Here is a 14,015-nt window from a genome sequence, read left to right on the forward strand (position 1 = left end):
CGGTGCCGTGTACGACGAAGTGCCGCCGCATCCGGACCGAGTCTTGGTGTACGAAGAGATAACGAGCCCGGCGTCGCCATCTCACGCGATCCGTGAAAAAGAGTGGACGTCCCGTTCGCCGGCGGAGGTCAGCGACGCACGAGGAGACGCCGAGCGACGGCGCCCCCCTGCACCACGCCGAAGAGGACGAGCAGGACGCCTCCCACCACGCCCCACGGCGCCACCGCAGCCGGATTCATCAGGAGGCTGCCGCTCGGCTCGGGAAGCGCCTCCGTGGGGGAGACCTCGCTTCTCGATATCGAGGCCGCCATCCGGTCGGCCTCGGTCGGGAGGGATTGCGGGATCTCCGGCGTCAGCGCGGCGGACGCGCCGTGCTCTGTGCCCTGCGCGGAACGACGGAACGAGGGCTCCGCCGCCGAGTCGCGAGCCACGGGGCCGCTGTGAGCCGCGAGGCTCTGAGCCTCGCCACCGCCGCCCGAGAAGAGGACGGTCCCGGCGGCAGGAGTCAGGCCGGATCCCGAAACCGCGACGCTGAAGGCATCACCGTCGCGCGCCCAGGTCGGGAACGCGGCCTGGAACCGGACCCGGTAGACCGCATCGCTCGCCGGCGCGGAGGTCATCACGATCGAGAACGTCGACGGGTCTCGACCCGGGACCATGTCGTAGTCGAGTCCTTCGTGGAGGTCGATCTGAACCGTGGGCTGCCCGTCGTTCCAGGTCGCGACCGGGAAGGACACCAGCGCGATCGTCGAGGGATCGAGGACGAGTCCCGGGCTGAGCGACGAGGTGATCACGGCTCCCTGGGCGAGCTCTTGCGACGACAGGAAGATCGTCCACCCTGCCGTCCCATCGGTGGAGAGGATGCCGTCCACGTGCGTCTCGGTGAACGGTGCGTACGCGGCTTCGGGACGGATGGCACCGCCGGGAACCGGCGCGGAGAGGACGAGACCGTCCGGAGTGGAGAAGAAGAGAGCCGCGTCGGTAGTCGGCTGCTGTGCCTCGGCCCAGAAGCTGAGGCTGCCACGGACGTCGGCATGCGTATTCACATAGTCGCTCGCGATACACACGACGGATCCGGCGTGCACGGTGCACGTGGCGACCACGGCCCCCGCCGGATCGAAGACCTCGAACGACGAGGCGATCCCCTCGACGCGCGGCGCGGTCGGAAGCGTGAGCGTGAACGAGTCTCCGGCAACGGCGTCGGCAGCGAATGCCCATTCGGCGGTGATGCGGAAATTCTCGTAGACCGTGATCTCATCAACCGGGTCCGAGATGGACACCGAGGTCACACCCGAGACGTCCGCCGCCCGTGCCCTTTCGGCGGCGGACAGGGATCCGGCCACGAGCGCCGCCAGGAGGGCGACCGCTCCGGCTCCGCGATACCACCACCACGGCGTTCGAGCCTGCGCCCGACGTCGCGTTCCCGTCCCTCGGTTTCGTCGGTCACCCGTCGAAGTACTCGCTCCAGACACAGCTCTCTCCCGCACTCGCCTCACCCCCACAGGTCACAAGACGCTTCGGGACGTCGAGGACCGCACGAGCCAGGGCAAGCACAGGGGGCAGAATCTCTCGTCTTATAGACGTGGAACAGGGGATTGGCTTACGCCGTTTCAGGAAATTGCCAGATTGACACGGAGAAAGGGTCTAGCCCGTCGAAGCGGACTAGACCCTTCCGGACGGAGATCGACAGGATCAGCGGTCGGCGACGTTGTCGCGGGCGTCCTGAGCGCTGCTCTTGACTTCGTCCACGGCGTGCGTCGCGTCATCGCGGACGTGGGCTGCAGCACCCGCGGCCTCGTCCTTGACGGCGGCGAAAGCCTCCTGCGCTGGTTCCTTCAGGTCCTGCCCGATGGTCTTGGCGACATCGGTCGCCTCATCCACGAGGGGCTGCGCCTTCTCCTTGATCTCTCCGGCCAATTCCTTCTCCTTGGAGGAGGCCGGAATGACGGCGGCCACGACGAGGCCGGCGGCGAAAGCCATCAGCCCCACCGCGAGCGGGTTGCCCTGGGCCTTGGCGACGGTGTGGCGTCCGGCATCGGCGACCGAGGAGGACGCATCCTCCAGCCGGTCCCCGGCGTCGTCGGCAGCGCCCATGACCCGGTCGACCGCCGAGCGCACGGCGCCCTTCATCTTCTGCGTCTGCCGGTGCACGACCTTCGAGGGGGTGACCTTGTCGGCAAGGGCGTCGACGTCCCTGCCGAACTCTGCTCGGGTCCGCTCGATGTCGGCACGGATCGCGTCAGGTGAATCGCTCATTTGTTCTCCTCATTCCTCTTCACCGCATCGGGGATGCGCTTGAGGCTGTCCACGGTGCGCGGAGCCCCTTCGATGCTCTTCAGCTGCTTGCGTCCCATCACGAACAGGACGAGGGCGATGACCGCCCAGATGACGGCGACGATCACGGCCGACCAGCCGAGGCCGGTGATGTACGCGCCGAGGGCCCACCAGAGGGCGACCGACAGGAAGAACACGGCCATGAGCGCGCCGTATCCCGCCCCGCCGAGCATGCCCGCCCCGCGACCCGCTCGCGTGGCGGATTGCTTGAGCTCCGCCTTCGCCAGCTCCAGCTCCTGCCGCATGAGAGTCGACAGGTCACTCGTGACCTCGCTGAGCAGATCGCCGAGAGATGTGCTCTCGGCCTTCTGCTCCGACGGTGTGGGGATGGGGTCGGTCATGGTCGCTCCTCGCCGTCGGGGCCGCGCTTCGCGGCATCCGTCCGGTCGTAGAGCGGGGTGTCCCCGTCATCGACCGTCTCGCCGTGCGGAGTGACGCCCCACGGGGCGGTGCCGGCGTCGATCCCGCTCATCCCGTCCGGCGCTCCTGGCACGGTGCCATCGGTCGGCAGCGGCGGCTGACCGAGGGTGGTGTTCCCGGCGACACCCGCGCCGCCCACCACGCCTGCCGGCCCCGCAGCACCGGGGACCGCGCCGGGCGTGGTCGCCGCCGGGACCTCGGGTCGCGGCGGGACGGCGGCTGCCGTCGCCCCCGCGGTCGGCGAAGAGCCGGAGCTGGCGGAGCCCGTCCCGGACGACGCGCTCTCGGCGGCGCCCTCGGAGAGGGCCCTGGTCAGGCGGCCGGCCACGAGACCGGCAAGAGCCGCCACGGCGATGAACGTACCGGGCTTGGCGCGCGCGTACGACTTCACCTCGGAGAGAAGCGAGCCGGGGTCGCGGTCACCGATCCAGCCGGCGATGCCCTGGATGCGGGTCGAGGCCTGACGGACGAGGTCGGCGGCGACACCGCCGTCCGAGTTCTGCGCCATCGTGCCCAGCTCGCCGCCGACGGACCGCAGTCCGTCCGCGACGCGGCGCTGCTGCACCGCCGCCTGCTCCGACAGCTCGTTCTTGGTCTGGTGATACAGGTCGCGGACCTGATCCTTGGCTTCGTGGGCGACGGCACCGGCCTCGGCCTTCGCCGTCTCGACGACGCCAGCCGCCTGGTGCTTCGCCTCGTCCGCGACACCCGCGGCTTCGTTCGCCGCGGTCCGGACGGTTCCCGGAGACTCGGTCGTACCGCTGCCCGCGGCACCTTCTGCATTGCTCTGCGACATCGTTCTTCCTCTCGACTCCCGCCGACGGCCGCCGACGTGTCAGCAGTTCTACTCCGGGGTCCGTGGATCACCGCGAGGGTTGACGCGGCTCTCCGCGGGCATTACCGTGCCGGGACTCCTCCCCGCTGCCGCGCCCGCCTACGATGGGGCCATGGCCGACAAGCCGCAGTGGCTCATCCGCGAAGACGCGAGCGTCCCCGTGCTGGTCGCGCTCGCCCTTCGGCAGCTGCTGGGCATCCGGGAGCCCCTGGATCTGCCATCGCTCCGAGACCTCTCCGTCCGCGCCCCTGAGGCGGCGGACGCAGCTCCCGAGGTCGAGGCGCAGTGGCGTGACTACTGGGACATGACCGTCGAGCCGCGCTCGCATCACTCGGGTGTCCCGCTCGAGCTGATCGACGGTTTCGACACGCTCGTGGCCCTTCCGGCGACCGGCGCCGAGGCGCTCTCGTCGGCGATCCGGCCGCATGCCGGTACCGCTCTCCGCTATGCCGACGCCGCGCACGACCGGTACGTGGGGTCGATGAAGAGCCACACCGGCGGGGACGCCTATCGGGCGTACGCGAGTGCGATCGCCGAGTTCGAACGCGATATCGGACGCCGCGCCCACTCGTTCGAGCTGAACGTGCAGGTGCTGCCGCTGTCGCAGCGCGGCGTCTGGTGGATCGGCGACCTCACCGTGGCGGTGACCGACGGACTCCGCCGGGACGTCGTGGCGTTCGACGCCGCCATCCGTCCGGTGATCGCCGAGCTCGCCTAGGCGCGGTCCGTGCTGTCGTCGTCGACCACGGTCTCCCGATCGACGGTCACGACGCGATCATGGCGTCGAGCGAGCCGCTCGAGGACGAGACCCGCGACACCACCGAGGGCGAGGCCGATGGGAACGGTCCAGAGCAGGAGGAACCCGAAGACCTGACCGGGCGGGTAGACGACATCGAGAGCCTGCGACTGCTCGAAGCTTCCGACCATCGTGAGGATTCCGGCGGCGATGACGCCGAGCACGACGCCGATGCCCATGAGCACGCCGTACCGCGGCACGCGGCGCACGGTCGCTTCGACGGTCTGGTGGGTGTCACGGGAGGGCATGCCTCCATTGTCCCACCCTCCGCGCGTCCGTGCAGCCGCATGCGGAACCGCCCTCCCGGTCCCCAGGGAGGGCGGTTCCGCGCCGCCGGACTCAGACTTCGGTCGTCGTCTCGGCCGGCTCCCCCCTCCGAGTCCGGCGCACGATGAGCACGCCGCCGGTCGCAGCCAGCGCCACGACGACCAGGCCTCCGACGATCCAGGGCCACACCGGTGCTTCCTCCGACCCGGCCGGCGCGCTGATCGCGGTCACCGCCGCATCGGCCTCGGTCTCCGGTTCGGACTGCTGCTCCTCCGCGGGAGTGCCGCACGCCGCGTCGACCGGGATCACTGCGGAGACGGGGTCGAGCTGCTCGCCCGCCTGATATGTGCCGAACGCGGCGGCTCCGGCCTCGGTCAATGTCGTGGGCACGGCGTCGAGGGCCAAGGCCCCTCCGGTGACGGCGGCGTCCGCGAGGGCGAACTCCGCGAGGCGCACTCCCTGCTGCGCGACGTTCTCTCCCGCCTGGGTGGTCCCGGTGACGTCGAACACCAGGTAACCGGTGTCGCCGGCGAGCTCGACGCGGGCGTTCGCGAGCGTGGTGTTCAGGGCCCCGTCGTGACCGGTGAAGGTGATCGCGCCGCCGTACGTGATGACGCCCGTGCGTGCCGCGTCGTCCAGCGAACCGGTGCCGTTCGACCACACGAAGGCGGGGTACTCGTAGGCCACGTCGGTGAGCGTCCAGCCGCCCCGCGCGATGCCCTCGATGTAGGTGCGGAACGACTCCTTGTAGCCCCAGTGCAGGGTCGCCCCCTCGACCGTGCACACGCCGAGCTCCGTGGTCGCTCTGGTGAGCGTGAACGCGAGACCGCGATCGACGGAGCCCTGGAAGGTGAGCGTGTGGGCGCCGTCCGGGAGCGTCGCCGGGAGGGCACCCGACCACGTCGCGACCCCCGACGCGTCCGCCGTCACGGTGCCGAGCAGCACGGGGGTCGAGTACACGACCACCTTGATGCCCTCCTCGTTCGGACGGAAGCCGGAGGCGGAGACCGTGGCCGTCTTCCCGGCGGCGAGCGCGGCGAGGTTCTCCTCGTCGACCTCGATGCCGGTGGCCGTCGGGGCGGTCGCCGGCAGCGTGGTCTTCGGGGCGACCGCCGCCGCCGCGACCGTACCCGTGGTGCCGGACGGGGCGGCGGCGACGGCGCCGATCGTGAATGTCACCGGGTTGAGCGTGGTGCCGTACCCTGACAGGACCCGGTCACGCCCGGCGTCCGTGAGGGCGGCCGGCGCGGCGGTGTAGGTGACGGCGCCGTTGGCAGCCGTGCGGGCGGCGCGGGACAGGTCGAGCGTCGCGAACGGCACCTGCGCACCCCCGCTCGTCACGAACAGCGTGGCGGAGGATTCCGAGGTGATCCGGATCGTCGGATCGGCGACCGTGACGTCGAGCACCCCGTGGTGGCCGGTGAAGCGCACGGCACCTCGGTAGACGACACTGCCGCGTCCGGAAGCCGCGTCGTAGTCGCCGCCCACGGTCTGACCGAACTGGAACTGGCCACCGGAGCGGGTGGCGCCGCCGGACACGGCGATCGCGCCCTGCGCGATCGGCCCGGTGATGTAGTTCGTGAACGAGGACGAGATGGCCCAGCGCAGCGACCCGCCGGGGACGGTCGCGGCCGGCTTCGTCGGCGTGACCGGGGGCTGCGGCGTGACCGGGGGCTTCGGCTCGGTCGGCTTCTCGCCGAGCAGTGCACGCCACTGCGCGTCGGTGATCGTGACCGCGCCCCGCGCATGGATGGTGTCCGCGGTCGGCATCGTGTGCTGCTGCCACACGATGACCTCGTACGTCTTCGACCTGTCGAGGTTCTTCGCCGCGGTGTTCAGGTCGACGGCGAAGGCTCCGAAGCCGATGTTCCGGACGTACTGCATGGCGAGGAAGCCGCCGGCGGCGGTCACGTCGGCCTCCGTCCCCGTCTCGATGAGCGCCGCGTAGGCGCCGGTGACCGCGCCGAGGTCGGCGGCAGTGACCTTCACCGTGAGCCCGTCCGCTGCGGTGGCGCCGGTGACGGCGGTCGTGACCGACGGTCCGGAGGAGGGCAGCAGGGCGTTCCACTGCGCGTCGGTGACGGTGACGGTGGAGCGCGCGTAGATGGTGTTCGCGTTCGGCATCGTGTGCTGCTGCCAGACGATCACCTCGTAGGCCTTCGACCGTTCGAGAGCACTCGCCGCCGCGGTCAGGTCGACGTTGAAGCCGCCGCCCGTGATGCCGCGCACGTACTGCATCGCGAGGAAGCCGCCGCCGGCGGTGACATCGGCCTCCGTGCCCTTCTCGATCAGCGCGGCGTAGGCACCGGTGACGGCACCCAGCTTCGTCGCCGCGGCCGTGACCGTGAGCCCGTCCTCAGCCGTCGCCGCCTTCACCGTGGTCGTCAGGGCGGGAGCGATGCGGTAGTCCAGGGGAACGCTGCGCTCCTGGTCGGCGTTGACGACGCCGCCCGCCCCGTAGGTGTACACGCCGTAGGAACCGGGCGTCGCCGCGGTGTCCTTCAAGGTCAGCGTGACCTGGAAGGATCCGTCCGGGGAGATGTCCACCCACTGCGCGCGGATCGCACCCTGGTACTGCGCGGGGACCTGTGTGAGCACGCCCTCGGCGAGCGCCCAGGCCTGCGCGCCGACGGAACGCGTCGAGGACGGGGCGCCCTGCGAGGGCTGCCACGTCGCAGCGAAGTTGCCGAAGACCACGTAGGTGCCCTGGGGGAGGTTCGACGGGATGGGGACGCCGCGTCCGCCGACGTTGGCGGTGGGGTCGTAGCCTGTGCCCTTCACGACGATCTTGTCGCCCGCCTGGAGGCGTGCGCCCGCGGCGGGCGTGATGCCGTCGGCGAGGAACACCTCGATGGCCGCTTCGGCCGGCGCCGGCTGCAGCGCCTCCCACTGGGCCGCGCTGATCGCCACGGCGGAGCGGGCGTGGATCGTCGCCGCGCTGGGCATCGTGTGCTGCTGCCAGACGAGGACCTCGTACGCCTTCGACCGGTCCAGTGCGGTCGCCGCGGCGGTCAGATCCACGGTGAAGGCACCGCCGGCGATCCCCCGCACGTACTGCATCGCGGCGAACCCGCCCCCGGCGGTCACCTCGGCCTCGGTCCCTGCTTCGATCAGTGCCACGTAGGCGCCGGTGATCGCCCCAAGGTCCTGCCCTGCGGCGCGGACGACCAGTCCGCCGTCCTTCGTGGCCGCGGTGACGCTCGTCGCGACCGCGGGAGTCGGCGTAGGCGGCGTCTGCCCCGGGTCCGTCTCGCCCGGCTCCGGCTCGCCGGGCTCGATCTCGCCCGGCTCGGTCTCGCCCGGGGTGGTCTCGCCCGGCGTCGTCTCCCCGGGCTCGACGGGCGTCGTACCGAAGACCGTGTCCCACTGTGCCGCCGTGACCGCGACGGCGCCGCGACCGTAGATCGTGGACGCGTCCGGCGCGGAATGCTGCTGCCAGACCAGCACCTCGTAGTTCTTCGTCCGGTCGAGGGACGCGACGGGGGCCTTCAGCGTGAACGACGCACCCCCCTGCTGCACGCTCGGGAAGGGCAACGCGAACGCCGCGTAACCGCCGCCCGCCGTGACGCCGCTCTCGGCTCCGGAGACGATGAGCGCGGCGTAGACGCCCTTCACGTCCGGCAGCCCCTCGGCCTGCACCTGCACGGTGAGGCCGGTGGTGTCGGCGGACGACACCACCGCGGTGACGGTCGCGCCGGCGGCGTGCGCCGGCGGGGCGACCATCGCCCCGGCGGCGACGAGGACGAAGGACACGAGGGCGGCGAGCAGGACGCGTAGGCGTGTACTCGCTGAGGGGGTCTGTGCTGTGGCGTTCACGATTCTCCGCGGCCCCCGGGACGCGTCAGGTCGCGCGCTCCGGCGGTGCCGCACGGCAGTCGGGGCGAGGGTGGAGTTTGGTTAGGCTTAGCTAAGCAAGCCGCCGATTCCGAGCGTAGAGGGGCGACGGCGAAGGCGTCAAGTTTTAGGATAGCCTTGCCTAATGCGACGCGCTTCTGCCCTGGTCCTCGCTGCCGCCCTGGCCCTCGGACTCGCCGCCTGCGCGGGCCCCGCCATCGTCCCCGCGTCGTCTCCTCCGGTGGATGCGGCGTGCCCGCAGGCATCCGTCCCTCTCGCCGACCTCGACCTCGTGGACGACGTGCGCGCGGCGACCGGACCTTCGACCGCCTGCCTGGCCGATCACGCCGTCCTTCCCGTCGAGGACGGGACGGCGCCCGACCTCCCGGTGACCGTGACCGACAGCGAGGGCCGCGAGATCGAGGTCACCGATATCGATCGCATCCTGCCGATCGACATCTCCGGCACGATCGCCGCCACGGTGTTCGCGCTCGGGCTCGGCGATCAGGTCGTCGGACGCGACGCCTCCACGCAGTTCCCCGGCACCGAGGACCTTCCGGTCGTCACCAAGACCGGGCACACGCTCAACCCGGAGGCCATCCTCGAGCTCGCCCCGACCGTCATCCTCACCGACACCACCATCGGCCCCAAAGAGGTTCGTCAGCAGCTCCGGGACGCCGGCATCGCGGTCGTCGTCATCTCCGGCGACCGTCGGATCGACACCACCGCCGCGCTCGTGACCGAGATCGCCACGGCCCTCGGCGTCCCGACGCGCGGAGAGGCGCTCACCGCCCGCCTCGACGCCGAACTCGACGCGGCCGTGGCGGAGATCGACGGCGTCACCCCGGCCACCGCGGCCGACCGCGCCCGCATGCTCTTCCTGTACGTGCGGGGGAGCGCCAACGTGTACTACATCTTCGGCGAGGACTCGGGGGCGGACTCCCTCATCGACGCGGTCGGCGGAGTCGACGTCGCGGAGGAGATCGGCTGGGAGGGGATGAAGCCGATGACCGCGGAAGCGCTCGTCGCGGCGCAGCCCGACGTCCTGGTGATGATGACGGACGGGCTGGAGTCCGTAGGGGGCGTGGACGGACTCCTCGAACGCGTCCCTGCCATCGCCGAGACCCCGGCAGGAGCACACCGGCGGGTCATCGACATGGCGGATGCCGAGATCCTCAGCTTCGGCCCCCGGTCGGCCGACGTGATCAGCGCCCTCGCGCGCGCCCTGTACGCGCCGGAACCCTCCTCGTGACCGGCGAGGTCGTCACCCCGACCCCGACCAGGCACCGGGGGCTGCGATTCGCGACCGTGGTTTTGGCCCTCGTCATCGGTCTCGTCGTCACCTGCGTCGCGTCGATCACGAGCGGGCAGTACGACCTGTCCCCGAGCGCGCTCGTCGGCGTCCTGCTGCGCGGCATCGGCATCGACACCGCCGGGGCTCCGGCCGCGGCGACCGACGACGGCGTGATCTACAACCTCCGCCTCCCGCGGTTGGTCCTCGGCCTGCTCGTCGGCGCCGCGCTCGCGGTCTCCGGCGTGCTCATGCAGGCCATCTTCGGCAACCCGCTCGCCGACGCGGGCGTCGTCGGCGTCTCGTCCGGCGCCGCGCTCGGCGCGGCGGCCAGCATCACCTTCGGCCTGGCCACCTTCGGCATGTGGACGACACCCGTCTTCGCCTTCCTCGGGGGCCTCGCGGCCGTCTTCTCCGTGTACCTCCTGAGCCGCTCCGGCGGTCGCACCGAAGTGGTCACGCTCTTGCTCACGGGTATCGCGATCAATGCGATCGCGGGCGCCGGCATGGCCTTCCTCACGTTCCTCGGCACGACCTCGACGAGAGAGCAGATCGTGTTCTGGCAGCTCGGATCGCTGAACGGCGCCCTCTGGTCGAACATCCAGCTCGTCGCGCCGCTCGTCGCGATCGGGATCGTCGTCGCTCTGATCGTGGCGCCGGGACTGGACCTCTTCGCCCTCGGCGAGCGCACCGCCCGGCATCTCGGCGTCCCGGTCGAGCTGCTGCGGATGGTCGTCATCGTGACGGTGGCACTGCTCGTCTGCGCCGCGGTGGCGTTCGCCGGGATCATCGGCTTCGCCGGGCTCGTCGTGCCCCATCTCATGCGCATGCTGATCGGCCCGGCACACCTTCCGCTCGTCATCGCCTCCGCCCTGGGCGGCGCGCTCCTCATCGCGGTCGCCGACCTCGTGGCGCGCACCGCGGTGCCGCTCGCGGACCTGCCCATCGGCATGATCACGTCCCTCGTGGGCGGGCCGTTCTTCCTCTGGCTCCTCGTGCGCACGCGGCGCCGGTCGGGAGGGTGGGCATGAGCCTCCGGCTGCAGGGCCGCGGGCTCACGGTGCGCGTCGGGGACGGACGCGCCATCCTCGACGACGCCGCCATCGACATCCACGCGGGTGAGGTGCATGCCCTCGTCGGGCCGAACGGCGCGGGCAAGACCACCCTGTTCGGCGTGCTCGCGGGGGACATCACTCCAGCCGCCGGTACGGTGCTCCTCGACGGACGTCCGGTCGCGGGGGTGCGTCCCCGTGCGCTCGCGCAGCAGCGCGCCGTGCTCCTGCAGGAGAACACCGTCACCTTCCCCTTCACGGCCGAGCAGGTCGTGCGGATGGGACGCACCCCGTGGGCGCGCACGCCGTCCGCCACCGACGACGACCGCGCCGTGGCCGCGGCGATGGCGACGACCGAGGTCACGGCACTGCGGGAGCGCTCCGTCCCCTCGCTCTCCGGCGGTGAGCGCGCGCGGGTGGCTCTCGCCCGCGTGCTCGCCCAGGACACCGGGATCCTGCTGCTCGATGAGCCCACCGCGGCGCTGGATCTCAAGCACCACGAAGACGTCATGCGCGTGGTGCGGAGCCAGGCGGAGGCCGGGGTCGCGGTCGCGGTCGTGCTGCACGACCTGAACGCCGCGCTCGCGCATGCCGACCGGGTCACCCTGCTCGCCGGCGGGCGGGTCACCGCCACCGGCACGCCGGGTGACGTCCTCACGGCCGCCCGAATCGAGGAGGTCTACGGGCAGCCCGTCGATGTGTTCCCGCACCCCGTGACCCGGGTGCCGCTCGTCGTCGCGCGGCGCTAGGGCCGCAACGGGAGCACGCCGGTGAGATCCGCCCGAGTGCCCGAGGCGTGGATGCGCCCGGCCGTCGCGGCGTCCGCCCACGCTTCGGCGCCGGTGGCGACCGCGATCCAGGTCGCGGCGTCCATCTCCACGACGTTCGGCGGCGTGCCGCGCGTGTGCCGCGGCCCCTGGATCACCTGCACGGCCCCGAACGGCGGCACCCGCACCTCGACGCTGTTGCCCGGCGCCTTCTCGTCCAGCAGCTGCAGCAGATAGCGTACGGCGGTGGCGAGCTCCGTCCTCGACGGCTTCCCACCCGCGGCCTCCGCGTCCCGCACGGCCCCGAGCGCCGCGCGTCCGTCGACGATGTCGATCTTCCTGGCCATCCCCCCACCCTAGATCCGGCGCCCCGCCCCCGTCCTAAGCTCGATGGCATGAGCATGCATCCGCAGGGCGCCCGCGCCGAGCTGCTCGCCGCGGCAGCCGACCACTCCTGGAGCGTGCCGATCCCTCCGCTCGCGGATCCGGACACCGCGCACGACGCCTCGGTGCTCATCCTCTTCGGCGTCCTCGACCGCATCCCCGCACCGACCGTCGACGCGGCCGTCGCGCGGGACCTCGACGTCCTGCTGCAACGCCGCGCCCCGACCCTCTCCTCGCATCCGGGTCAGGTCTCCTTCCCCGGCGGTCGCACGGAGGCGGCCGATGCCGACGCGGTCGCCACCGCGCTGCGGGAGGCCGAGGAGGAGACCGGGCTCGACCCCGACGGGGTCGAGGTGCTCGCCACCCTCCCCGTGATCCCGCTCGCCGCGAGCAACCACCTCGTCACGCCCGTGCTCGCCTGGTGGCAGTCACCGTCTCGCGTCGTCGCCGTCGATCACGCGGAGACCGTCGAGGTGTTCCGCGTCCCCGTCGCCCAGCTCCTCGATCCGGCGACCCGCTTCACCTCGACCCTGTCCCGCGCCGGCCGCACCTTCCGCGGACCTGCGTTCGACGTCGACGGCACGATCGTGTGGGGCTTCACCGCCATGGTGCTCGACGCCCTGTTCGATGCCACGGGCTGGACCGTGCCGTGGGACGCCGCGGACGAGCGTCCCATCGAGCTCTGACCCGCACGGCCGAAACCCCGCGCACGTGCCTCGATAGGCTGGACGGGTGAAGATCCTCGTCCTCGGTTCCGGTGCCCGTGAGCACGCGATCATCCTGGCGCTGCGCGCCGAGTCCCCCGCGCACGAGATCCTCGTCGCGCCCGGCAACGCCGGCATCGCGCAGGACGCGACCCCCGTCGCCCTCGACCCTCTCGACGGCGCCGCGGTCACGGCCTTCGCGAACGAGCACGCGGTCGATCTCGTGGTCATCGGCCCGGAGGCTCCCCTCGTGGCGGGCGTCGCGGATGAACTCCGCGGCCGCGGCATCCCCGTCTTCGGACCGGGCAAGGCCGCCGCGCAGCTCGAGGGCTCCAAGGCCTTCGCCAAGCGGGTCATGGACGCCGCCGGTGTGCCGACGGGCCGCGCGGTCCGCGCGGCCACGGTCGCCGAGGTGGAGGCCGCATTCGACGAGCTCGGCGCCCCGCACGTCGTGAAGGCCGATGGGCTGGCCGCGGGCAAGGGCGTCGTCGTCACCTCCGACCGCGCCGAGGCCCTGGCGCACGCGGAGCAGTACCTCCCGGCCGGGCCCGTGCTCGTCGAGGAGTTCCTGTCCGGCCCCGAGGTCTCGCTGTTCTTCCTCAGCGACGGCGACACCGTGCGCGCACTCAGCCCGGCGCAGGACTTCAAACGTGCGCTCGACGGCGACGGCGGACCCAACACCGGCGGCATGGGGGCGTACTCGCCGCTCCCCTGGCTCGCGGAGCAGTTCGGCAGCGAGCAGGCGTTCGTCGAGGAGGTCACCCGCGATGTCGCACTGCCGGTCGTCCGGCAGCTCGACGCCGAGGGGACCCCGTTCATCGGCCTCCTCTACGCCGGCCTCATCCTCACCCCGCAGGGCGTGCGTGTGATCGAGTTCAACGCACGCTTCGGCGACCCGGAGACCCAGGTCGTGCTGCCGCGGCTGGAGACCCCGCTCTCCCAGCTCCTCTTCGCCGCCGCGTCCGGCACGCTCGAGGACCAGCCGGAGCCCGCGTTCCGCGACGAGGTCGCGATCACCGTGGTCCTGGCGAGCGAGGGGTACCCGGAGGCGCCGCAGACCGGGCGTCCCATCGAAGGTCTGGCCGATGCTGCCGCCGTCGAGGGCGTCCGCCTGGTGCACGCCGCGACCGCCAGCCCCGACGCGCCTGGCGGTTCGCTCATCGCGACGGGCGGCCGTGTGCTGAACGTCGTCGCGGTGGCCCCGGACTTCCACACCGCCCGCGCCCGCGCCTACGACGCCCTCGGCCGCATCCGCCTCGAGGGCTCCCACCACCGCACCGACATCGCTGCCCGCGTCGCCGACTGACCCGCTGCGAGTCGCGCACAGGGCT

Annotated in this window: 13 protein-coding genes; 6 read left to right on the plus strand and 7 right to left on the minus strand. The window is 71.9% G+C overall.

What is annotated here, in order from left to right; translation table 11 throughout:
- Positions 1-128 precede the first annotated feature (128 nt).
- The 4 genes from CYL12_RS10820 to CYL12_RS10835 form a co-directional block, all read right to left on the minus strand.
- On the minus strand, positions 129-1,343 hold the full coding sequence (locus tag CYL12_RS10820; protein WP_158297164.1) for an Ig-like domain-containing protein: 1,215 nt from the start codon (positions 1,341-1,343) through the stop codon (positions 129-131).
- A gap of 349 nt (positions 1,344-1,692) precedes the next feature.
- Positions 1,693-2,256 carry a DUF3618 domain-containing protein gene (locus tag CYL12_RS10825; protein WP_101847608.1) on the minus strand — a complete coding sequence of 188 codons (564 nt, stop codon included), beginning with the start codon at positions 2,254-2,256 and terminating at the stop codon, positions 1,693-1,695.
- Positions 2,253-2,675 carry a phage holin family protein gene (locus CYL12_RS10830; protein ID WP_101847609.1) on the minus strand — a complete coding sequence of 141 codons (423 nt, stop codon included), beginning with the start codon at positions 2,673-2,675 and terminating at the stop codon, positions 2,253-2,255. Before CYL12_RS10830 ends, CYL12_RS10825 begins: the two co-directional genes overlap by 4 nt.
- Complete coding sequence (locus CYL12_RS10835) at positions 2,672-3,550, minus strand: hypothetical protein (protein WP_101847610.1); 879 nt, start codon at positions 3,548-3,550, stop codon at positions 2,672-2,674. The genes CYL12_RS10830 and CYL12_RS10835 overlap by 4 nt, the downstream gene beginning before the upstream one ends.
- A gap of 151 nt (positions 3,551-3,701) precedes the next feature.
- Here CYL12_RS10835 and CYL12_RS10840 point away from each other — a divergent pair, with 151 nt between their 5' ends.
- Positions 3,702-4,307, plus strand: a complete 606-nt coding sequence (locus CYL12_RS10840; protein ID WP_101847611.1) for a zinc-binding alcohol dehydrogenase — start codon at positions 3,702-3,704, stop codon at positions 4,305-4,307.
- On the opposite strand, the gene CYL12_RS10845 is transcribed toward CYL12_RS10840, so the two are convergent.
- Together CYL12_RS10845 and CYL12_RS10850 are read right to left on the minus strand one after the other, a co-directional pair.
- Complete coding sequence (locus CYL12_RS10845; protein WP_101847612.1) at positions 4,304-4,633, minus strand: potassium transporter Trk; 330 nt, start codon at positions 4,631-4,633, stop codon at positions 4,304-4,306. The genes CYL12_RS10840 and CYL12_RS10845 overlap by 4 nt on opposite strands.
- A gap of 91 nt (positions 4,634-4,724) precedes the next feature.
- The gene (locus CYL12_RS10850; protein WP_101847613.1) at positions 4,725-8,468 is read right to left on the minus strand and encodes an HtaA domain-containing protein; all 3,744 of its coding nucleotides are present in this window, start codon (positions 8,466-8,468) and stop codon (positions 4,725-4,727) included.
- 163 nt (positions 8,469-8,631) lie between these two features.
- On the opposite strand from CYL12_RS10850, the gene CYL12_RS10855 reads away from it, so the two are divergent.
- From CYL12_RS10855 to CYL12_RS10865, 3 genes are read left to right on the plus strand one after another with little or no spacing between them, the layout of a single operon-like run.
- On the plus strand, positions 8,632-9,738 hold the full coding sequence (locus CYL12_RS10855) for a heme/hemin ABC transporter substrate-binding protein (protein ID WP_101847614.1): 1,107 nt from the start codon (positions 8,632-8,634) through the stop codon (positions 9,736-9,738).
- Positions 9,735-10,808, plus strand: a complete 1,074-nt coding sequence (locus CYL12_RS10860; protein ID WP_101847615.1) for a FecCD family ABC transporter permease — start codon at positions 9,735-9,737, stop codon at positions 10,806-10,808. The genes CYL12_RS10855 and CYL12_RS10860 overlap by 4 nt, the downstream gene beginning before the upstream one ends.
- Complete coding sequence (locus CYL12_RS10865) at positions 10,805-11,578, plus strand: heme ABC transporter ATP-binding protein (RefSeq protein WP_101847616.1); 774 nt, start codon at positions 10,805-10,807, stop codon at positions 11,576-11,578. The genes CYL12_RS10860 and CYL12_RS10865 overlap by 4 nt, the downstream gene beginning before the upstream one ends.
- Here CYL12_RS10865 and CYL12_RS10870 read toward each other — a convergent pair.
- Entirely contained in the window at positions 11,575-11,943 is a 369-nt protein-coding gene (locus CYL12_RS10870; RefSeq protein WP_101847617.1) for a sterol carrier family protein, read from the minus strand. The two genes, CYL12_RS10865 and CYL12_RS10870, sit on opposite strands and share 4 nt — an antisense overlap.
- 48 nt (positions 11,944-11,991) lie before the next feature.
- Here CYL12_RS10870 and CYL12_RS10875 point away from each other — a divergent pair, with 48 nt between their 5' ends.
- Both CYL12_RS10875 and purD read left to right on the plus strand, forming a co-directional pair.
- Positions 11,992-12,666, plus strand: coding sequence for an NUDIX hydrolase (locus tag CYL12_RS10875; protein ID WP_101847618.1), 675 nt, complete (start codon positions 11,992-11,994; stop codon positions 12,664-12,666).
- A gap of 46 nt (positions 12,667-12,712) precedes the next feature.
- Positions 12,713-13,990 (plus strand): phosphoribosylamine--glycine ligase, encoded by a 1,278-nt coding sequence (gene purD, locus CYL12_RS10880; RefSeq protein ID WP_101847619.1) that lies wholly within the window; start codon positions 12,713-12,715, stop codon positions 13,988-13,990.
- Positions 13,991-14,015: the final 25 nt, after the last annotated feature.

The organism is Zhihengliuella sp. ISTPL4, assembly GCF_002848265.1.
Lineage (GTDB): Bacteria > Actinomycetota > Actinomycetes > Actinomycetales > Microbacteriaceae > Microbacterium.